The 20658-nt window shown below is 58.2% G+C and carries 19 protein-coding genes and 1 tRNA gene; 7 read left to right on the plus strand and 13 right to left on the minus strand.

The genetic code is table 11. From position 1 onward, the window contains the following. From WA354_RS06730 to WA354_RS06740, 3 genes are all read left to right on the plus strand, one after another. Positions 1-225 (plus strand): hypothetical protein (locus WA354_RS06730; RefSeq protein WP_472812236.1); only part of this gene is annotated, 225 nt, incomplete at its 5' end. A 117-nt stretch (positions 226-342) separates the two neighbouring features. Then, positions 343-419, plus strand: a tRNA-Arg gene (locus WA354_RS06735). Between the two features lie 69 nt (positions 420-488). Beyond that, positions 489-1313: a hypothetical protein gene (locus WA354_RS06740; protein WP_472812237.1), complete on the plus strand. Its 825-nt coding sequence runs from the start codon at positions 489-491 to the stop codon at positions 1311-1313. 324 nt (positions 1314-1637) lie between these two features. Here WA354_RS06740 and WA354_RS06745 read toward each other — a convergent pair whose 3' ends face one another. The 6 genes from WA354_RS06745 to WA354_RS06770 all read right to left on the minus strand — a co-directional run bounded on the left by WA354_RS06745 (position 1638) and on the right by WA354_RS06770 (position 9164). Next, entirely contained in the window at positions 1638-3116 is a 1479-nt protein-coding gene (locus WA354_RS06745; protein WP_472812238.1) for an RNB domain-containing ribonuclease, read from the minus strand. A gap of 109 nt (positions 3117-3225) precedes the next feature. Then, positions 3226-4653, minus strand: a complete 1428-nt coding sequence (locus WA354_RS06750) for a cytochrome c3 family protein (RefSeq protein ID WP_472812239.1) — start codon at positions 4651-4653, stop codon at positions 3226-3228. A 108-nt stretch (positions 4654-4761) separates the two neighbouring features. After that, positions 4762-5073 carry a c-type cytochrome gene (locus WA354_RS06755; protein ID WP_472812240.1) on the minus strand — a complete coding sequence of 104 codons (312 nt, stop codon included), beginning with the start codon at positions 5071-5073 and terminating at the stop codon, positions 4762-4764. A gap of 240 nt (positions 5074-5313) precedes the next feature. Beyond that, positions 5314-5637, minus strand: a complete 324-nt coding sequence (locus tag WA354_RS06760) for a c-type cytochrome (protein ID WP_472812241.1) — start codon at positions 5635-5637, stop codon at positions 5314-5316. A 172-nt stretch (positions 5638-5809) separates the two neighbouring features. Then, positions 5810-8176, minus strand: a complete 2367-nt coding sequence (locus WA354_RS06765; protein ID WP_472812242.1) for a hypothetical protein — start codon at positions 8174-8176, stop codon at positions 5810-5812. A 13-nt stretch (positions 8177-8189) separates the two neighbouring features. Beyond that, a complete protein-coding gene (locus tag WA354_RS06770) occupies positions 8190-9164 on the minus strand; it encodes a DmsE family decaheme c-type cytochrome (RefSeq protein WP_472812243.1) in 975 nt (324 codons plus the stop codon). A gap of 667 nt (positions 9165-9831) precedes the next feature. Between WA354_RS06770 and WA354_RS06775 the strand changes: the two genes are divergently transcribed. Continuing rightward, complete coding sequence (locus WA354_RS06775; RefSeq protein ID WP_472812244.1) at positions 9832-10533, plus strand: Crp/Fnr family transcriptional regulator; 702 nt, start codon at positions 9832-9834, stop codon at positions 10531-10533. 94 nt (positions 10534-10627) lie between these two features. Beyond that, positions 10628-11185: a nuclear transport factor 2 family protein gene (locus tag WA354_RS06780; RefSeq protein ID WP_472812245.1), complete on the plus strand. Its 558-nt coding sequence runs from the start codon at positions 10628-10630 to the stop codon at positions 11183-11185. 30 nt (positions 11186-11215) lie between these two features. Here the strand turns inward: WA354_RS06780 and WA354_RS06785 are convergent, their stop codons facing one another. Beyond that, positions 11216-12400, minus strand: coding sequence for a DmpA family aminopeptidase (locus WA354_RS06785; RefSeq protein WP_472812246.1), 1185 nt, complete (start codon positions 12398-12400; stop codon positions 11216-11218). 30 nt (positions 12401-12430) lie between these two features. Beyond that, on the minus strand, positions 12431-14497 hold the full coding sequence (gene mnmG, locus WA354_RS06790) for a tRNA uridine-5-carboxymethylaminomethyl(34) synthesis enzyme MnmG (protein WP_472812247.1): 2067 nt from the start codon (positions 14495-14497) through the stop codon (positions 12431-12433). A gap of 126 nt (positions 14498-14623) precedes the next feature. On the opposite strand from mnmG, the gene WA354_RS06795 reads away from it, so the two are divergent. Together WA354_RS06795 and WA354_RS06800 are read left to right on the plus strand one after the other, a co-directional pair. Beyond that, entirely contained in the window at positions 14624-15721 is a 1098-nt protein-coding gene (locus WA354_RS06795) for a J domain-containing protein (RefSeq protein ID WP_472812248.1), read from the plus strand. Positions 15722-15820: 99 nt separating this feature from the next. Further along, positions 15821-16150: a hypothetical protein gene (locus WA354_RS06800; protein WP_472812249.1), complete on the plus strand. Its 330-nt coding sequence runs from the start codon at positions 15821-15823 to the stop codon at positions 16148-16150. A gap of 105 nt (positions 16151-16255) precedes the next feature. On the opposite strand, the gene WA354_RS06805 is transcribed toward WA354_RS06800, so the two are convergent. From WA354_RS06805 to WA354_RS06825, 5 genes are all read right to left on the minus strand, one after another. Next, positions 16256-17041: a DUF3108 domain-containing protein gene (locus WA354_RS06805; RefSeq protein WP_472812250.1), complete on the minus strand. Its 786-nt coding sequence runs from the start codon at positions 17039-17041 to the stop codon at positions 16256-16258. Positions 17042-17102: 61 nt separating this feature from the next. After that, positions 17103-17732 carry a methyltransferase family protein gene (locus WA354_RS06810; RefSeq protein ID WP_472812251.1) on the minus strand — a complete coding sequence of 210 codons (630 nt, stop codon included), beginning with the start codon at positions 17730-17732 and terminating at the stop codon, positions 17103-17105. After that, the gene (locus WA354_RS06815) at positions 17729-18808 is read right to left on the minus strand and encodes a glycosyltransferase family 9 protein (RefSeq protein WP_472812252.1); all 1080 of its coding nucleotides are present in this window, start codon (positions 18806-18808) and stop codon (positions 17729-17731) included. The genes WA354_RS06810 and WA354_RS06815 overlap by 4 nt, the downstream gene beginning before the upstream one ends. Positions 18809-18820: 12 nt before the next feature. Further along, positions 18821-19816, minus strand: a complete 996-nt coding sequence (lpxK, locus tag WA354_RS06820; protein ID WP_472812253.1) for a tetraacyldisaccharide 4'-kinase — start codon at positions 19814-19816, stop codon at positions 18821-18823. Next, the coding region (locus tag WA354_RS06825; RefSeq protein WP_472812254.1) for a 3-deoxy-D-manno-octulosonic acid transferase at positions 19813-20658 on the minus strand (846 nt) is incomplete at its 5' end. The genes WA354_RS06825 and lpxK, both read right to left, overlap by 4 nt.

Raw genomic sequence — 20658 nt, forward strand, 5'->3', positions numbered from 1 at the left:
GGCTTGGAGCGGGGGCGGCTGGCGGTGGCGCTGGACCTGCTGACCGATTCGCTGATCATGGTGGGGCAGCACGGGGTGTATTGCGCTTCGAGCCGCAACCCTTCGAAACCGGCGCTGGACCTGCAGGCGGTGCTCAGCGGGATGGAGGGGGCGAAGGCACTGATCCAGTCAGTGATGGAAGAAATGAGGAAAGACAGGGAAAAGGGACTCGGGACTAGGGACTAGAAATCCCCGGACTAGAAATCGCCTCGAGACGTCCTCATCGACTGATTTTGTGGTTCAAACCAGACAGGAGCTCCTTCCATCGGCTCCATGAATCGAAATACGATAGACTGTTAGAGCGCGCCCGTAGCTCAGCTGGATAGAGCGAACGCCTCCGGAGCGTTAGGTCGGGAGTTCGAATCTCTCCGGGCGCACCATTTCCTGCTTCACATCTCCTGAAATCAATTTGGACATAAACCGGATTTGAGTCCGGATTCAAGGATCGCATGCACTTTGATTTTCATTTCACGGCTGTTTCGGTTTTGTGGACGCTGACCTTTGCGGCGCTTCTGGTTCTGCTGGTGGTCCTGATGGGGCGCGACCGGGCGCGGCGCTTTCCCTGGTTCACGGCTTCTATCGCACTGGTTGCGTTGCGGCTGCTGACAAACCGCCTGCTGCATGACAAGTTGCCGCAACTGACGATGGGCGCTATCGCGATTACGCTCGCGGACATTTCGGTCCTTGTCGCGCTGATCGTTCTAGTCGAGATGGCGCGGCGAGCTTTCAAGAAGGCCGGCGCCGCGGCGTGGGCCGGATGGACGGTCGGTCTGCTGGCGCTGGGCGGCGTCGTGCTGTGGAAGTGGGGGCCGTGGCCTCCGTTGAAGGGGCTTGCCTTCGATACCCTGATCGCCAAGCTGCAGTTCATGCAATTGATCGCCGTGAAAGCGGGACTGCTGGTTGATGTGCTTTCCGTGGCGCTGGGATTTCTGGTGGTGGCATTCGGGCAGCGTTACGGCGCCGGCTGGCGAAGCCATGTGCAACGCATCATGATCGGGCTTTCGACCGCTTCGATTGCGCAGATGGGGGCGCAGGGGATTTGGGAGATAATTGCGCGGCACACCACTCCGCACTCGCGGGAGGAGTACGAACACGTGATCGGGCTGCAGGAAAAGTTGCTGAACACGAACAGCGCCGTTTACGTGATTGTTCTGATCTGGTGGATCGTGTGCTTGTGGATAGATGAGCCGGGGGCGGTTGCAAGCGCCGATACGACGGCGCCTGTGCGTGAATACCTTGATGCGGACAAGGCTTCGGAAAGTCCGGAAAGCTAAGGCGAATCGACCAAAGTAGTTTCAGACCGACATTCATCAGGGGCTAGAAGCGCCCATTCATTGTGCGGCAATTGCGGCATGACTGAAGCCATGCCCTGATACAAACCATCATGAGTTCATTCTGTGTTCTGTGTCGATGGCGGCGCGACTGAAATCGTGCCCCTGATAGAGTTCATCGTGAGGTGTCGGGACGAGTGCGAAGCACTCTTTGACAATTCGGACGTTACGCCACTTGGAAGCCCCGAAGAGCAAGCGCAAATCATTCACCGCGTTCAGCGCCGCGGAATATCAAGGTTTTGCTGCAGCCTCGCTCAACCACGCGGACTACATGGCGAAGTCGATGAAGCCGCGCTGCGGATCTGTGTTGACCAGTTTGACGGTCAGCTTGTCTCCAACATCGAGCTTCGACCCGGGCTTGCCTGCATTCATCAACATTCCCTCGACGTGGGGATTGAGCACGCGCACGAATGTGCCGCTCTGACTTACGCCGGTGACGATTGCCGGAAACGACTGGCCAATGCGCGGATGCAGGACGACGGCAGCAATCCGCTTCTGCATGATGCGTTCCACCTTGCGCGCGGCGTCTTCCATCTGCGTGCAGTGCTGTGCCATCGCGCTCAGATCGCCTTCCGAGTAGGGCTGGACGGCCTTGGCCAGATGCGCCTTCATGATGCGCTGCGTGATGATATCGGGAAAACGGCGGTTCGGCGCCGTCGAATGCAGGTAGTCGCGCACCGCGAGGCCGAAGTGGCCGGGTGAGGGTTCATTGGGCTTTACAAGAACGTATTCTCCTGGACCCATCAGTTTGATCACCGTAAGCGAAAGGTCCGGAAAGCGATCGGGATCCTTCTGTTTCTGCGCCAGCAGGAAGTCATTGAGCGCTTTGGAATCCGGCTGCTCGGGCAGCTTTGTCCCCAGCCCGCTGGCAACTTCCACCATGCGATCCCAGCGTTTTGGGGTGCGCACGATGCGCCAGATCGATGGGATCCCGGCCGCCTCGAATGTGCGTGCAACGGTGCCGTTAGCCGCGACCATAAATTCTTCGATCAGGGATGTGGCTCGGTTCTTTTCGAGGCTGGTAATCCCGACGGCCTGATCATCGGCTGACATCAACGGTTGCGTTTCTATGGTTTCAAGGTCGAGAGCGCCATGCTGGAAGCGGCAGCCGACCAGGACCTGGGCAGCCTTGTCTTGAAGTTTGAGTTGGGTGGCGAGATCAGCGTTGGCAGCAACCTTGGCGGGTGCGGGGGCCCGGCCTTCCAGCCATGCGCCCACACTGTTGTAGGCAAGCTGCGCACAGTTGCGAACCAGTGCGCGATACACCGTTCCCCCGGAGACACAGCCTGCTGGATCGACCGTGAACTCGATGACGTCGGCGACGCGATCCTCATTCTCATTCAAAGACGTAATGCCCTCCGACAGGTCGGCCGGCAGCATCGGAAAGACTTTGACCCCGGTATAGACCGAGGTCGTCTCGGATTGGGCGTGCTTATCGAGCAGGCTTCCGAGCGGCACACGCACATCAACGTCGGCCACGCCGATGAGCACGCGAATGCGACCGTCAGGCAACTGCTCGGCCCACTCGATCTGATCGAGGTCCTTCGAGGTGTCGTTGTCGATGGACGACCAGAGAAGGTTCCGCAGATCCTGTGCGCCCGGAACCGCAGGCAATGCAGGCTCTGCTTCGATCTTCGCCAGCTCGGTATCGGTGCCGGTCGGAAAATCAGGTTGAAAGCCGTTTTGGATCATGTCGGCGTGCGCCGCTGCCACAAGGTCAAAGTGCAGATTCTTGGTGGAGTGCATCGTAAATTTGGCCCCTCAGACGTGAAGAGCCAGCCTATCACGCGCAGATGAGAACCGTGCAAACGCACCAAGGGGCGGTTCTGACACCGCCCCTCCCCTGCACAACTTTTTATTGAATACCGAGATCCGAAAGAACCTTGGGCTTGGCCTCGTCGACTGCGAGCAGGTTATGGCATGCCGCGCAATCCTGGGTGATTGACTTCCCGTCTTTTGCCACATGGTCTCCATCATGGCAACGGAAGCAGCCCGGGTAGTTCATATGCCCGATGTGATTCGGGTGCGTGCCCCAGGTGACTTTCATATCCGGGAATACGTTGGTGGTGAAGACATAGACCAGGCCTTCGCCCGCAGATTTGACGAGATCAGGATGCGCGGCCAGCGCGTCAGGATGCTGGTCGCGATAGAACTGCGTGAGCTGCGCGGGAATCTTGACGCGCGCCTCGGCTTCAGTCGCGTAGTTTGCCTTCAGCAGCTCGAGTCCCTCTTTGTGTACCCACGGCAGGTCGGGACTGATGGCGCCTTCTGCCATGGCGCGATTGAGCGCGTCTTCGGCGGTCTGCATGGTGTGTGCAGCGCGATTGTGGCAGTCGATGCAATCCATTACGCGACGCTCGCCTTGCGGCACTGCGCCCTTCAGACTTGAGACGGCGAAAGCGGTTTTCGAGCCATCCGCGAAGGTGCGCTGTGCCCACGGGATCGTTGTGCGCGTGGGATCAGTGGCGATGTACTCGATATGGCCGAGGTGGACGCCGTGAATGCCGGTGAGGTGCGAGAACGAGTCAATGCCGCCCAGATGCAGGACGACAACGCTCTGCGTCTCGGTATTTTTTTCGTCGTCGGCAAAGCTGGATTTGACCAGCAGCTTCTCACCGACAAACCTCGCTGGCGTGTGGCAACCTTCGCAGATCTCGCGGGCCGGTCGCAGGTTGCGGACGGGCGAGGGAATCGGCTTAGGATAACGATTGAAAGCGACTTCAACGAGTTGCTTGGTACCGTTTACCTTGGCCTCAAAATAGGATTCTGCTCCGGAGCCTATATGGCACTCGACGCAGGCGACGTGAGAGTGCGCGGAAACCTTGTACGCTGTGTACTCCGGGTGCATGACGTGGCAGGATGCGCCGCAGAACTGCGGGGAATCCATATAGGCCGCACCGCGATAGCTGGCCATCGAAACAACCAGCAGGTTGACGATCGTGGCAACGAGCACGATGTCGAGGCCGTGACGGAAGATGCGGTCGTTGAGATCGATCTTGGGAAACTCGGCTGGAATCTGCCCTGCGAGTTGCAGCTTTTTGCGACGGGCAAACACGCCGACCGGTATCAGCAGGAGACCGAGCACAAACAGCGCCGGCAGGATCAGAAAGAAGATGATGCCAAGGTAGGGATTGTCGTTTGGCCTGCCAAAGAGCTGCACCAGCCAGTAACCGATCATGGTGACGCCAGCGGCACTGGTGATGGCGCCACCGGCCAGGCTGATTGGATTGTTGCCGAAGAACAGAGCCGGCCGTACCCAGTTCTCGCGGAATCGTTGCAGCATTGCTATGTTCCCCCAGACGGTAAATGACCCGCTTCAAATTACCCCAGCGACGAAGTGTTGTCGCTGGAGCCCCAATATTTGTGGCTTGAAGCGGGCCGGATGTTTTGCCTATTTCAAGGTGCGGAAGTAGTCGACGGCGTCCTTGATCTGCGCGTCGGTGAGTTTGGGAGACATGGCCTTCATCTTGTTCTTGCCATTCTTGACGGCATCAATCATGTCCTTCTCGCTGCTCTTGTACTCTGCGGCAGGCTTGACGTCCATCATTTTGGCAATGCCGGCGCTCGGCGTTCCGGTGCTGCCGTGACAGCTCTGACAATTTGCCTTGTAAACCGCTTCACCCGCTGATTGAGCGAAGCCCATGGAGCCAGCCAGACACACTGTTGCAGCCAGCACCGCCATCGATCGAATCGTCTTCGTCATTGCAAGACTCCTTAAAAATGCATTATGGCCAGATGGTTGGGGGCCATGCCCATTCATTGGAATCCTACTTGCTCAAACACCGGCGACAACAAGAAGTAGCTTTGCCCTGTGATGCGCACCAGGAACCGTTCAACTGAAATCCGGCGCACCCCTGAAACTCGACGATGCGCCGGCACTGCTCTGATTGACTGCAACCACTCCTTGAAACATGGAAGCAGAACTGCAAAGTACGAACGACAACTACTTTGTGAACGTACGGAAATACTCGACTGCATCCTTGATTTGCGCGTCGGTCAGCTTGTCCTTGTATGGCTGCATTTTGCCGCTGCCGTTGCGGACCGCGTCGATCATCTGCGCTTCGCTCATTTTCTTTACGTCAGGATCGGTGGCAGGCTTGACCTTCATGGACTTGCCTGCGCCTGAATCTGCCAATCCCTTTTCCCCGTGACACATCTGGCACTTCGTCTTGTACGTCGCCTCGCCCGAAGATTGCGCGAAGCTCACTGTGCCGGCAAGAAGCATAACCAGAATTGCCGCCACACTATTGCGAGATAAATTGCTCATGTCATTCTCTCCCAGGGATCTCCCCTTACTACTGCGCGGGGAAAATCGCTGACGAAAGGGACATCTTTCAATGCAGAGCGGCTCTTCTCTTCAGGCAAGATCCGCAACTGCGCCGTTCATTCGTTGATCGGTGGACTGGTAATACTCAATGGTGTCCAGTCCACCACTTTACTCAGAATGCGTACCTCACACCCAGAGTGACAACATCACCATGAAATTCACGCGCAGCCGGACCAGGACCGCCGGATTCGTCGTAGCCATGGTGAACCCAGTTACCGTGCCACGCCCACTGTGGCGCGATGTGGATTACTAAATCGCTGAAGGGCGAGACAACTTTTGACTGCAAAGCGCCGGGGACCATCAGCGGGTTAAGAAGTTCTGCGGCGCCGCTGGTATCAGTGAAACGAGCGCCACCGTTAAAGTTGAAGTACTTCGACGGAGCCCAGCTGACGGCGCCTGCGAAGTATGTAACCGGAGCGTCATAATAGCCGTTGCCGAGATAGTAAGAAGGATCGCCGTCAGGGCTGTTTGTTGCCGTGCAAGCTCCAGCATTTACTGCCCCTGCCGGAAGCGGCGCATTGACATTAGGTATAAAGGCGTAGCAAATGTCAGTCCGCGAAAAGATGTCGTCGCGCGCGAAGTTGAAATCGAAGCTCAAAGTCTCTGTAGGAATGACCTGCGCAGCGAAGCTGAAGTCCTGATTGTGTTCCTGGTGATTCACCAGGGGGTCGGTATTTTTCGCCTGGAAGTCATTGACGGTAACGGCGAAGTTGATCCACTTTGCGGGAGTTACCAGGCCACGTGCCCGGATGTGATATAGCACGTTCGGCGCTTCGCGGGTGTAGGTATTCGATGGAGTCTGCGAGTTGGCGGATTTCGAATTCAGCGTATCGTAATTGACGTTAATGCGGAACACATGCGACGGCTGGACGACCGCGCCGAGCAGCAAGCCATTTTGATGCCAGGTGAGATCGTCGGCTACGCCCTCATCAAGATTGCCATCCACTATATTGCGATTGTTGAACCGCCAGCCACCGGAGAACTTGAACGCCTGGTTTATCGTGACCACACCGAGAACCGTGTTGCCAATGTTTTTTTGATCGAGGAACAGCCCATTGGTTGCCTGGGTGGTGGTCGGTGTGATGGAACTGAGCGGCGTAAGCATCGACGTAGTCGCTTTTCCCGTCCAGGCTTCGGTGTTCATAATCGAGAAACCAGATGTCCGGAGATCGCGGAAGACGAATGAGTCGGAGATGGAGAAATGCCTGTTCAGGTCCGCGACCATGCCGAAGTCGGCGACTGAATTGGCGCGCTTGTTGGTGGCCAGTCGACCATTCGCCATTCCACCGGTTTGAATTTCCTGCCGGATGAAAGTGCGGGTGTTCAAGCCATTGAAGGTCTGATTGAAATTATTCACGTTGTAGGTGCCGCCACTATATAGGAAGCGGCCATTGAATGAAACCTTGTCCCAATAGTGCGAGCTGAAGCGCATCTGTTCGGTGGGGAAGCTGGTGCGAATGGGTGAGATGGATGACGACACGATGGTTCCGGAACAGTACGGATTGGCGATTCCGTTGATCACGTTCTGCGTCTTGTTTGCACCGGTTCCGCAGGTGACGGTTGGGCCAGTGAGGACATCGACGCCGAGCGAAACTGGAGTTCCATTGGAAAGCGTGAACGGCGTCGGCGCCAGCTGGAAGGTCGAGTCGCCTTTGTAGAACCCGTAGAACTGGTCATAACTCAGCGTAGTCCGCTTGGCCAGCTTCACATCGACGCCACCTATGTAGGTCTGGCCGGTGTTCTGGAACATTTCGAGGACTTGTACGTCACCGGCATAATGCACCGTGCTGTACGTTGGCCCTTCATGGACGTTGAGGTTATAACCGGCGCGAAAGCTGAATCGCGAAACCGGAAACAGCGTCACGAGGAGATCGGTGTTTCGACGAACCGTGTTGAATATGTGCAGCGAACTGGGCTGCGGAACCAGGACCGGTGTCGCCGGAGTGGCCGTTGATAGCAACGAGTTCGGCATCAGGTTGTAATCGTAGTAATTGCGATCGCGCCGGAAGCCACCGGAGAAATCGTAGAGCTTGCCCTTGGAGAATTTCAGGTAAGACACATCGTTCGGCTCGCCGCCATAACCAAAGCTGGAGGTGGAGAGCGTATCAAAGAATGGCGTCTTGGAGGGATTGACCGTGTGCATCTCAAGAGATTCGTTCAGGATGCGCATTCCCGTTCCCTCGTTCACCATGGTCGCCCACATCGCACTGCTGCCGTCGTAATTGGAAATGACCCCGCCCACCTCAAAGTTGGAGTGCATGGTGTAGTTCCCAACTGTTTTTTCAGCAGGCGGGGCTGGCGCCTTCTTCTCCGTTGCCGGAAGTGCTTTCTGTGATTGCGTGGCTGGGGGCTGCTGGCCGAAGCTGTTGACCGCGCCGACGGCCAGCGTCGCCGCTATGGTAAGGGCGCACAACCGGGAGACCTTGATCCCGGCCGAGGACCCAACCAGACGGTTTGCGAATTCTGTCTGTTTTGTCATCGTTTGCCCCTTCCTAAAAATTGGTCTTGAAAAATGCTGGATGCGTGTTGGAGCCGTGAATATCGGTGTGGCAGATGGTGCACGACTGATATTGCACTGCCTGGTTGTGCGCAGGTCCCGTCGGAATTGGAGCTGTGGTGAAGTTCGGCGACGGCGAGTGGCACTGGAGGCAGATGGTATTCACCGTTGCGCGATTCAGCAGGCGCGGGTTCGGTCCGCCATGCGGGAAATGGCAGGCTGTGCAGCCTTCGGTTTTCACGACATCGTGCTCATACACGAACGGTCCCGCTGTTTCGGTGTGGCACTTGGTGCAAACCATGTCCATCTGCGCCGACGCACGCAGATTCTTCTTGTCGAATGTGCCGTGCGGATCGTGGCAGTCGGAACACTTCATCAGGCCCTCTTCCACCTTGTGGTGGAAAGGCATATTGAATTGAGGCTTGGTATCGGTGTGGCACTGGAAGCAGAGTTTCGGTTCCGCAACCTTGAGAAGCTGCTCCCTGTCTTCGCCGCCATGAATGCTGTGGCAGCTTACGCAGCTGACTTTGTTTTCGCCGTGCGCGGTGCGCTCGAAGTTGGCGTGCTGGCCCTGGTGGCAACTGAGGCACTTTGCATCCACTTCTCTGGCCGTTGCCTTGGCGGGATTGAAGATCTTGGTGACATCGCCACCACCGTCAACGTGCGCCTTGCCCGGTCCGTGGCAGCCTTCGCAGGTGACTCCGGTCTTGCCGTGCATCTCAGCCAATTTGGTGTGCGGGTTCGAGCTGAACCCTTTTGCAACTTCGTCGTGGCAGGTAGCGCAAGTCTCCTGGCCAACGAAATCTCCGGGCGCTGGTGCGGCTTGACTTGTTTTCGCGCCGGCTGGGCTTGATCCCTTCGCCGGAGCGGCGATTGCGCGGGTGCAAAAGAGAACCACCAGGAGCAAGAGCAGCAATGAGACGAGCAATCCCGGTTTAATTCCCGGAATCTCGGTCTCAGGCATCCGCATTTTTGGCCTATCCTTATGCATAAAGACCACCTTAGTAGGCGTCCGTAGCAGGCTTCGGCGCCACGTTCGCCATTGTCTCCCGCTGGCTCCCTTAGCGTTGAGCAGTTTTGGTCACTTTGGAACAAAAGGTGCATTCTGTGGGGAGCATCACCTTATGGGCGCAATCGTATCCTGCTCGCGAATGCGGTTTCGGTGACCTCCATCACACGGCGTGGACCGAGATGAGCGGCTCGGGAGTGCCGCGTTACTCCGGAACTGGATCTCCCCCATGGTTCGCAATCATCGGGGCCACAGGCTAGAGACAAACCAACTATATTCAGCGATTTGAGGACGCAGCCTACTCTGCCTGCAGCCGAGGTGATGATAAATCTTCAAAGGATTTCCGCAGCGGCAATATTGCACCGGAGCGATGGCTGTGGTTGGGCTCTCATCACATTTGCTACTTTCTCGCGAATGGGATGAGTCGCCGCAAAAATTTCGCGAGAGGAATTGGTCGCGGGCTCTTGCTGGATTTGAGTGTCGTTTATTCACTCCAAGCTGCACTTTGCTTCTGGTCACGTGAGCCCCATCACATCCATGCGCAGTTCATATTGAGCAGACTGTATCTGGGTAAAAAAAGATGATCGAGCAGGAAATCACGGTGGGCCCCCAAAGACGGCAAAGGATTATGTCTCGTCCGTCTCCCGTGGGCTGTGCATCATGCTCCAATCGCCGTCCCGGCTGGTTTTGTTCGCTGGGCAGCGCCGTGCTCGCCGATCTGGAACTGGTAACGAGCACAATCAGCCTGCCTTCGCAGGCGACCCTGTTCACCCAGGGAGAAGATGCACGTTGTCTTTACCTCATCTGTGGCGGCTATTTGAAACTGACCGCGGGACGCGCTCAAGATAGGCAGATGATTGTGCGGGTCGCAGGCCCCGGTTCAATGCTCGGGCTATATGCGGCGCTTTCTCATGGAGTGTATGAGGTTTCTGCCGAGTCATTGACGCCCGCGCAGCTCCGTCCGGTGGAAAGAGAGCGATTTCTCACATTTTTGCGCAATCACAAAGAGGCGCAGATGCGAGCAGTTCAATGCATCTGCCAGGAATACCGCTTTGCGTTGCAGGATGCGTGCCGCATTTCATTGGCAGAGACCGTCGCCGGAAGGCTCGGACGCCTGCTGCTGGAGCTTGCGCACCAGATTGGCGAGCACGTGAATGGCGGGTTCCGCTTTCCGCTGCTGCTCACTCACGAGGAGATGGCCTCGATGGCGTGCACAACCCGCGAGACCGTTACGCGTACCCTGGGGCAATTCCGCAAGGATGGGTCGATTTCGATTGAAGATTCAGTGATTACGCTCAATCAGCCGGAACGGCTCCAAAACCTGAATTAGTCCAATCCTGCAACAGCCGCGGATTCGCGGCTTCCTCCCGACCTCCCTCTGAAGTCCAAGGGATATCATGGTATTTGGGAGTATCGGCACGCGTATGACTCGTTTTGCGGCTTGTTTTTCTGCAGTACTTTTCTCCTGCACAGCGCTGGCACAGGTTCCGAGTCCTTCCCCGGCCCCTGTCCAAGTGCCTGTAGCCCCCACGTCCTCTCCTGAAGTGCAACAGTTTCAGAAGATTGAGAATGCCTGGTCCGATGCGGTGAACCAGCGCGACCAGTATGCCTTGGAGCTAGTGCTCTCGCCCTTGTTTATCGACGTTTCCGGGTCAGGGGATATCTCCACGCGCAACCAGCAATTGACCTACCTGATCACCACCGAAGACAAGACTCTGCACCTGGATCAGAAGGTGATTACGGTTCGGATGCTGGGAGATACTGCTGTAGCGAATGGGACGTACGTCCTTCACCATCATGGTTCCTCGGGTCAGGTGGATGAAAAGGGTGTGTTTACCCATGTGTTCGAGCGCGCTCACAGCGGCTGGATGTGCATTAATTCGCAGCGCACCGTGCTGCGCGAAGACGGCGGCAAGAACAAGAAGCAGTCGAATGCCGAACTGCCGTTCCATATTCCAATCTTTGGGAAAAGCGACAAATAGGACGCGTGGAAGAGGCAAAGTCCAGAGCTCTCAGCGGTTATATTTCTTGAGCGCCTGCTGCAGCTTGTCGTGAGGCAGAGCGATTACAGTATGCCCGTCGATTCCGGTCATCGTCTTCGCGCCGACCATGGCGTTGACGATGGCCTCTTCCGTGGCCTCCACTGTGGCCTCAAACAGCGGACTGATTCGCTCATTAGAGACAGCCTTCACGGTGTTTGGGCCGGGTTCATCATTGGCGCGCGGGTTGGCCGTCGAAAAGGCGATGAAGATGTCTCCTGAGCCGTTGCCGGAGATCGATCCAGTGCGGGCGAGGCCAAGCGAGGCGCGTCGTGCAATGCGCTTCAACTGATGCGGCAACAGCGGCGCATCGGTCGCGACGACAATGATGATGGACCCAACATCGCCTTTCAATTCGCTGCCGGGTAGTGCAAACGGGGTAATCTGCGCGTAAGGTTCGTTTCCGGGAATCTCCTTGCCAACGGGAACGCCGGCGATCATCAACTGCGGGCGGCGACCGCAATTGCACTGGACCAGCACGCCGACGGTGTAGCCACCTTGAGCCCGTGAGAGAACGCGGGAAGCGGTTCCTGTGCCACCCTTGAAGCCATAGCAGACCATGCCCGTTCCACCGCCGGTATTGCCCTCCGCGACAGGGCCGGACTTTGCGGAGTCGAGCGCGGCAAAGACATCGTCCTTCTTTACGTGAAAGCCGTTCAGGTCGTTCAGGTAACCGTCCCAGGTTTCAGCGACGACGGGCAAGGCCCATGGCTGAGCGAGAGCACCGTGTTGCAGGCCCCAGGCGATCATCGAGTCGCGCACCACGCCAACACTATGCGTATTGGTGATGGCCACCGGACCTTCAAGAAAGCCGGATTCCTCGACCCACGTGGTGCCTGTCATCTCGCCGTTGCCGTTCAGGCTGAACCATCCCGCGTAGACGGGTTCGACGTTCTTCGGGCCGCGGGGCAGGACGACTGTGACGCCGGTGCGAATGGGACCTTCGCCGACTTTCAGCGGCCCATCACCGCGGATCAAGGTAGTCGAGCCGACCTGGACGCCGGGTACATCGGTGATCGCATTGAATTGCCCCGTTGAGCCGTCGAACGGAACACCGAGATCGCGGGCGCGAATGGTTTTCGGCGGGTCGCTCTGGGCGATGGAAGCCATGACTGCAACGAGGAATAACGCAAAGACGACACGGACGTGCGTGAGCATATCCCAATCTACATCAGCAGAGAAACAGCGTTAGCCAACTTTGGCGGCGCGGGGAGCGCCGCCTTGCGAACGGCTGGAACCCTGCACACGAATGGAAACGTGCACCAGGCTGAGTGCGGCCGGCGTGACGCCGGGAATGCGGCTGGCCTGGCCAATGGTGATCGGACGAACGCGCTCGAGCGTTTCGCGCATCTCGCGCGAAAGGCCGCTGATGACGCTGTAGTCGATCCAATCCGGAATGGCGACGGCTTCGGCGGCTTTGAGCTTGTCAATGGCCTTGCGCTGCTGATCGAGGTAGCCAGCGAACTTGATCTCGGTTTCAACGGCGCGAGCTGCGCTGCGGGCTTCGGGGTTATGGACGAATCCTTCTCCAAAATAAGAGAGTAGCGGATCATCACCGAGCGCATCTGACAGGGCATTAAGGACGGGCTGAATGCCAACTTCGGGCCGCTTGAGTAATTGCGCCCACGTCTGTCCGGCGACAGACCCAAGATCGCCCACTCCCGCCGCAGCGAGCTTTTCTGTATCGACCTTGCGCGTCGTGAGCAGAGTCTGAAGTGCTGCCATGCGGGCTTGCTTCTGCTCGTATTCGGCCCAGGCGTCATCGTTGATCAGGCCGAGGCGGCGACCGTGAGGCGTGAGGCGGCGATCGGCGTTGTCGATGCGGAGGTGGAGGCGGAACTCTGCGCGCGAGGTGAACATGCGATAGGGTTCATTCGTTCCCTTGGAGATCAGATCGTCGATGAGGATACCGGTATATCCTTCTGTGCGATCCATGTGGAACGGAGACTCGCCCTTGAGCCATAGCGCCGCGTTGATGCCGGCCATTATTCCCTGGCATGCGGCTTCTTCATAGCCGCTGGTTCCGTTGATCTGGCCGGCTAGATAGAGGCCCTGCATCGATTTCACGCGCAGGCTGCGATCGAGTTCGGTAGCGTCGACGGAGTCGTATTCGATGGCGTAGCCGGGGCGCAGCATCTCTGCCTGATCGAGGCCGGGGATGGAGCGCACGATCTGCCACTGCACTTCCATTGGCAGCGAGGTTGACATGCCGTTGACGTATACCTCGTGCGTATTGAGGCCTTCCGGTTCGAGGAAGAACTGGTGCTGTGTCTTGTCGGGGAACTTGACGATCTTGTCTTCGATGGACGGGCAATAGCGGGGGCCGATGCCCTCGATCTGTCCGGAGTACATGGCCGAGCGATGAACATTTTCGCGAATGAGGCGCAGCGTTTCGGGAGTTGTGAAAGCGATGTGGCAACTGATCTGCGGCTGCACGATCTTCTTTGTGCGGAAGCTGAATGGAGTCGGTTCGGCGTCGCCGGGTTGCTCTTCGAAAGCGTCCCAACGGATGGTGCGGCCATCGAGGCGCGGTGGCGTGCCTGTTTTCAGTCTGCAGGTCCGCAGGCCAAGAGCCCGGAGAGCTTCGCCGAGGAGGACCGAAGCGGGTTCTCCGCTGCGGCCAGCCGGGTAGCGCTCTTCACCGCAGTGGATGAGGCCGTTGAGGAAGGTACCGGTGGTGATGATAGTGGCGCCGGCGAGGAGTCGGCGGCCGTCGCGGAGTTTGAGACCGAGTACGCGGCGATGAGGACGGGTTGGGCGGGGGACTTCAGGCTGCGAACCCCAGGTCTCAGAATCGAGACCCAGCGACATGCTCAGGGCCGGCTCTGGGGCACCCACATTTTGAGTGGGCGCGGCGTCCTCTTCGATTACGAGGTCTACCACTTCGGCCTGGCGGATATGGAGGCCGGGCTGGGATTCGAGCACTTCGCGCATCTTCACGCGATAGAGTTGTTTGTCGCATTGGGCGCGGGGGCTCCAGACGGCAGGGCCGCGCGAAGTATTGAGGAGCCGAAACTGGATGCCGACGGCATCAGCGACCTCGCCCATGATGCCGCCAAGCGCATCGACCTCGCGTACCAGGTGGCCTTTTGCAACTCCGCCAATCGCTGGATTGCAGCTCATCTGCGCAATGAGGTCAAGATTCATGGTGATGAGAGCTGTTTTCAGCCCCATGCGCGCGGCGGCCATGGCTGCTTCGCAACCCGCGTGGCCGGCGCCCACAACAACGACGTCGTATTGTTCGGTAAAAGGCATCCGATTCTATTTTACGGGTCTTGCGGGTTTCGCGAGTTGGAACAGGAGTAATGGAGCCGAGGATCCGCACATCTCGAACAGGCCTCAATTTCTTTATAATGGCCGCATTCACTGCGTCAACGAGGAATGGGGTTTGTAACTCGGATGAGCTTTTGCACGTGCGGAAAAACCGCTGAGACGTTTGGGGGCTTGTGTTCGCGGTGCGGCGCGCTTCAATCGCTTGGTCTAGGGGCGGACGCGTCGGCTGCGGATGTGGAGGATGCATACCGGACGCTTGTGAAGGTCTGGCATCCGGACCGGTTCCAGAACGACCTCAAGCTCAAAATTGCGGCGGATGAAAAGCTCAAAGAAATCAATGCGGCGCACGACTACCTCATTGCAGAGCATCCAACGAGGGAATCATTTACCGCAGCACCCGAACCGGAGCCTACGCGGGCCAAGCGAGAGCGTCCCGCCGACGTACCGGACTTTGTATCGGAGGCAACCGGAAGTCCCGAGCCTCCCGCGCCTCGGCGATACGCTATTTTGGCGGGCCTTCTGTTGAGAGCTCTAATCGCTGCCGGGGTCGTCGCGGCGATGGCACTGATGTGGCTTTCAGCAGATTCCCTGCTTTTGTCGAACCCTCAGACGGCCGGTATCTGGGGTGAGTACAAGGGCCAGGTCTCGTTAGAACTTCATTCTGTCTGGATACGCATGTGGACAGAAGCGAAGGAGAAACTGCACACTGCCAGGACAAGAGATGCTGTGCCAGCACCTGTGCCACCTGCTGAAGGCGATCGCACAGCAGGCCTTGAGAAACATAGCGAGCCGTCGGTGCAGGTCAAACCCTCTGAACGACTTTCGAAGGCTCAACCATATGTCACCTCAGGACTGACTCCCCTTGAGGTCCTGGCAATTCTCGGAAAACCAACCTCCTCGTCTGGAGCAAAGATGTGCTACGGAGGATCGGAGATTGACTTCAGAGACGGAGAGGTCACGGGATGGAAGATTGATGGAAAGTCACCGATACGGGTAAAGCTATGGCCCAACCGGCCGCCGGTACCTGGGATGACGACGTTCGGTGTGGGCTCGTCGAAGAGTGACGTGATCGCATTGCAGGGGACTCCAAGCTTGTTTTCAGACAACGAATTCGGCTATGGCGGCTCGATGGTTTTCTTTGACAACGAACATGTTGTCAGCTGGAAAGAGGACCCGGCCTCGGTGCAATTGCGGGTGCCACACTAGAGTCTCCGTTACCCTCGGAGCGGTTGCGTTCGGGAAATACGCTGCTACGATGCACTGAAAGCACGACAATTTCATCCAACACGCAGGAGGAATTGCCGCATGGGCCTGTCGGAAAACTCACGAGAACATTCAGAAAACATCGCTCCGATCTCCCCGGCCTCTTCCAATGCCGAGGGGCAGAATCCAGTGCAGTCGCCCGAAGAACTGAAAGAAGAGAGTCGCAAGATTCGCCGCCTGCAAATCATGATGAGCATGGTGACGCAGGTGATCGCGCAGGACTCGTCGCTCACCGTGGACGAAGCATCTGAGATGGTTGCCGATACCCGCAAGGCCGCGCTCGCAATGTTTCCCGATAAGGAACTTGCCTTCAATCTGATCTACTGGCCGCGTTTACAGCGGCTGATGCGTGAGCGATATCGAATGCAGTGAAACAGGGTCAGGAATCAGTGTTCAGGGGTCAGGCTGCTGCTTTGCGACCGCGCAGAGGCTCGTCCTATCAGTTGCTGAACAATCTTTGCAGTGATCAATGCTTTCTTACTTGTTTTCGTTTCCGACGAGGCGGAAGGTGATGGTGCCCCAGAAGAGCCGGGCGCGCATCTGAACCGGTAAGTGGCGGTCGTCGTCTGTGTACCATATCCAGATGTTTCCGCGGTTTTTGACGACGCCGGCGTCGGAAGTGGGCTGTACGCGGATGGTTTTGAAGGTTCCCAGGGGTGTTTTAATCACTTCCCTGCCTTCGACCTTCATGGTGACGGGTACATTGTGCATTGCGTCGACGACCGGCATTACGAAATTGTGTCCGACTTCGAGCGGCTGCGATGAAGCGTAGAACACTCCTGTGAGCAGGTCGGTCATGCAACCAGGGATCGCGGACTCGACGTGTTTGCTCTGGCCGGTGACAAGGTTCTTTTCGTCAAGGATAGATTTCGATTGGGCGTAGTCCATTCTGAGCGTGGAAGTGATTTTGCGTCGGCCCTCGATGGTCTGCTTGTCGAACTCGTAGGTGCAGCCCTTGGCGCGATCGAAGTTCGACTGAAACTGATCGCTGGCGTGAAAGAGCAGGTTGATGGCGCCGATCGTGGCAGCGTCGGCAGAGAGTTTCTCGCGGTCACCGACGGCTTCGAAGTGAATGACGGCAGTTCCTGCGGAGAAGGCGCGCCAGTCGACTGCGTAGGTGAGGGTTTGATTCTGGGGGTAGGTGAAGCCCGGGCGCGGCGGGGCTAGCGGCGGAAGCTGAGTCGCGGGCGGGGTCTGCTGGGCGCGCAGCGCGGCAAGGATCAGAGCGCAAGAAATTGCCGTGAACCTCGTGCGCTTTCTCACCTTGGGGCTCTGCTCCTTTAAGTATTGGACTGACTTGACGGCAAAACCGGCGCCGGCCTGTTTAATGGGGAGCATGAACAAACAAACCCATCGCCGGCCGGAGGAAGAGCAGGCTCAGATAGAGCAGGGTGGCTCCTATAGCAGAATTGTACTCGCGGTGCCTTAAGTAAAGGCCAAGAGAGAACTTGCCGGCCGAAACTTCGGTTTCGCCTGGAGGTGGGGCAGCGGCGGTAATGCGCGGCAGGAGCCGTGGAACTCGACGGCAATATGCATCGAAATCTGGGAAATTTGACCGCAAAAACCGCTCTTCCGAGGCGATGACTGGCACATAAATGATTAGAAACATGGCTGCCAGCATCGCTGCAACGGGCCAACTGAGCAAAGCAACCGCAAATCCCGCGGCAATGAGAATCGATCCCAGGTAAAGCGGGTTGCGGGTATATGCGTAGGGCCCTGTCTGGGTAAGTTCGCGATTCTTTTTGACATATCCTGACGCGTAGGCACGCAGCCAGAGCCCCGGCAGGACGAGCAGCAGACTCCAGGCCACTGCGGCCGGACGGGGCTCACGACGCCACAATTCGAACAGATACAGGGCAGCAGTCAAGAATCCGAGCGGCACACGAATTCGGCGCGCAACCTTCTGCCAGCGCTCCGCGCTTTTGAGTTTCGGGCGTTTTTCTTGCGGAGTCATTGGGCCGCCTCAGAATAAAGCAGTTCATCGGCAGCCTGCAGCACATCTTCCGGTGTGATGGTGAGCAGTCCCGCCTCGGGGGCCGCGTGCCGGGTATGATCGCGGCGGCTCTCGGGGCTGCGCAGGACTCTGAATCGCGTTCCGTAGGGGCCGTTGCGACTGGGATCGGTGGGACCGTATATGCCGACAACCGGGCAGCCAAGCGCGCAGGCTAGATGAAGAGGGCCGGTATCGCCGGCGATGACGAGCTTTACCCGACGGGTGATGGCAATGAGTTGTTCCACCGAACAAAGCAGTGGAGTCGCCCCGCCTCCGGTCTTCTTGAAGACGGTGTCTGCAAGAGAAACTTCGCCGGGTCCGGCATTGACCAGAACCTGGCAGCCGCGGTTGAGCAATCCGCGCGCGACCTCGGCGTAACGTTCCACCGGCCAGCGCTTGGCTCCCCACCCTGCCCCGGGGTTGATGAGAACGATGGGTGCAGCATCACCGGAAGAGAGGCGTTCGGTTGCCCACGATTCTGCTGCAGGATCAGTCGGCAGGAAAGGCTGCACCGGGGTCAGGGCATCTCCGGCTATGGCAGAAGCCAGTTCGATATCCTGCTCGATCACGTGCGCGGCATGAGTGTCGACTCGTTCAGTAAAGAGCCAGCGAGCGGCCCTTTCGCGCGGATTTAATTCCCCGATAAACCGCCGGCTTGCGGCCATTCGGCTAATGACCGCCGAGCGCAGCGCGCCTTGCAGGTCGAGAACGGCATCGTAATGCTCGCTCTTCAGCGTTTTACGAAGTCTGTTGATTTCGTGGCGGGTCTGGCTGGTGAACGGGTTTTTGCGCCATTGTTTCGATGCCGCGATGTGCAAGCGATCCACGAGCGGCTGCATCGCTGCTGCTTTGCCGGTGTCACGGCCCACACTGCCATCCGATGCAAGCAGCGCGCGCCATGTGGGCTCAACCACCCATTCGATGATCCACCCGGGATGGGCCATACGCAACGCCGTGACGGCCGGAAGGGCATGGAGGATGTCGCCCATGGCGCCCAGGCGGACCACGAGGAGGCGAAACTTTGATTGGGTTTGCAAAGTTTGATTTTCTCACAACGACTGGAGTGCGCGGTCTGCCCGCAGCCTGCCTGCAAGCCAATCGGACACTTGCGATTCATCTTCGATCGAGAGCGTTAGGCGGGCTGTTTTGAGTTGAAGCGAGGATGGAAATGCCGAGGCGAGAGCGCCAAGCCGAACTTCGTCCTTTTCAGTTGTGACGAGGGCGGTGGCGCCCGAAGATCGGGCTCCTGCAATGAGGCTTTCTATATCGCGTGAGGTGTAGCGGTAGTGATCTGCGAACGAGACATGAGAGGCGAGAGTCATGCCGCTGGCTTTAAGACCGGCAAAGAACTGTTCGGGCCGCGCAATGCCGCAGAAGGCGACGACGGAGCCGGTGACCCGCGGAATTTCCATACGGCGGCGCAAACGCCAGATGGGGCCGCTCCAGCCCCAAGTGCGAAGTTCGGCTTCGAAGGCGGGATCATCGGCCGAAATTGCCAAGACGTTCGCGCGCATCGCCGCATGCAAGCTTTCCCGGAGATTTCCGGCGGGGAGCAGGGTGTCGTTCCAGTCCGCGCGATTGACGATCAAGATGTCGATGTCGCGAAAGAGTTGCCGGTGCTGGAAGCCGTCGTCGAGGATGTGAACCTGGGGTCGAACCTCATCCGATGTAGCTTCAGAGAGTCGTCCGGCATGGTAACGCTCGGCAGCAACGTAGACCGGCACTCCGGCCTCGCGAGCAATCAACAGCGGCTCATCGCCGTATTGCTCGGCTGTGCCTTCTGGAACAACACGGGATGCCTCACGGCTGCTACGGCCATATCCGCGCGAAAGCACATCGACATGAAAGCCTCGCTCGGAAAGGAGGCGCGCCAGCGTAATGGTGAGTGGCGTCTTGCCGGAACCGCCCGTAGAAAGATTGCCGATGCTGATCACCGGGTTGCGTAGTCGGCGCATCGGTTCCCAAGCGCGCCTCAGGCGCAGTTCGCGTAATGCGACGCCCGCGGCGTAGAGAGGAACGAGCGGCATCAGCAAGGGGCGTTTCATGCCGGTCTCCCGGCTCTTCCAAGGCGGATCGTTGCTTCCGAGTCCGGCGGGAGATGCAGGATTTCGCGCAGCGCATCGATGGAGCGAGCGGTCGCGCCTGCCTGCTGCTCAAACACGTGGCGTGCGCGTTCGCCCATTTTGCGTGCGTCCTCAGGATCGCTAAGCAACTCAATCAATGCCCTGGACAATTCTTGTTTGGACGCGATGCAGATGGCGTCGTGCGCACGCAGATCGTCGGTGATGGTGCGGAAATTCGCGTAGTGCGGACCCATAACGATGGGCACTCCAAATTGAGCTGGCTCCAGGGGGTTGTGGCCGCCGGCAGGCACGAGGCTTCCGCCAACGAAGGCTACGGCGGCGAGCGAATAGATGGAAGCTAGTTCACCGATGGTGTCGAGCAGGACGATATTTCCGCCGACAAGGCCATCGTGCAGGTCGGGAGGATGGGTGTACCACTCGGAACGGCGGACCCAGGGGATTCGGGCTGCCCGAAGCAAGCCTGCCACCGTCTCGAACCGCTCGGGATGTCGGGGCGCAAGAACGAGGAGAAGGTCTGGGTGTAAGGCTTGAAGATGCGGCCACACTTCTATAAGGGCGGATTCTTCCCCCTCCAACGTGCTGCCGGCAACAATGATGCGCTGCGCGGGAGCAAGCGCTTTGAGCAACTGAGTAGCTTTGGCTTCCTTTGCGACGCGTACATCGAACTTAAGGTTTTCCGAAACACTGACGAGTTCCGGCGGGCAGCCAAGTTCTACAAGGCGCTCCGCATCCGTGCTTGTTTGCGCCAGCACCCGGCTGAGTTGACCCAGTATTGGACGCCACAGGCGCACGAGCATCTGATA

It is taken from the genome of Occallatibacter sp. (assembly GCF_049802275.1).
Taxonomy (GTDB): Bacteria; Acidobacteriota; Terriglobia; order Terriglobales; family Acidobacteriaceae; genus Telmatobacter.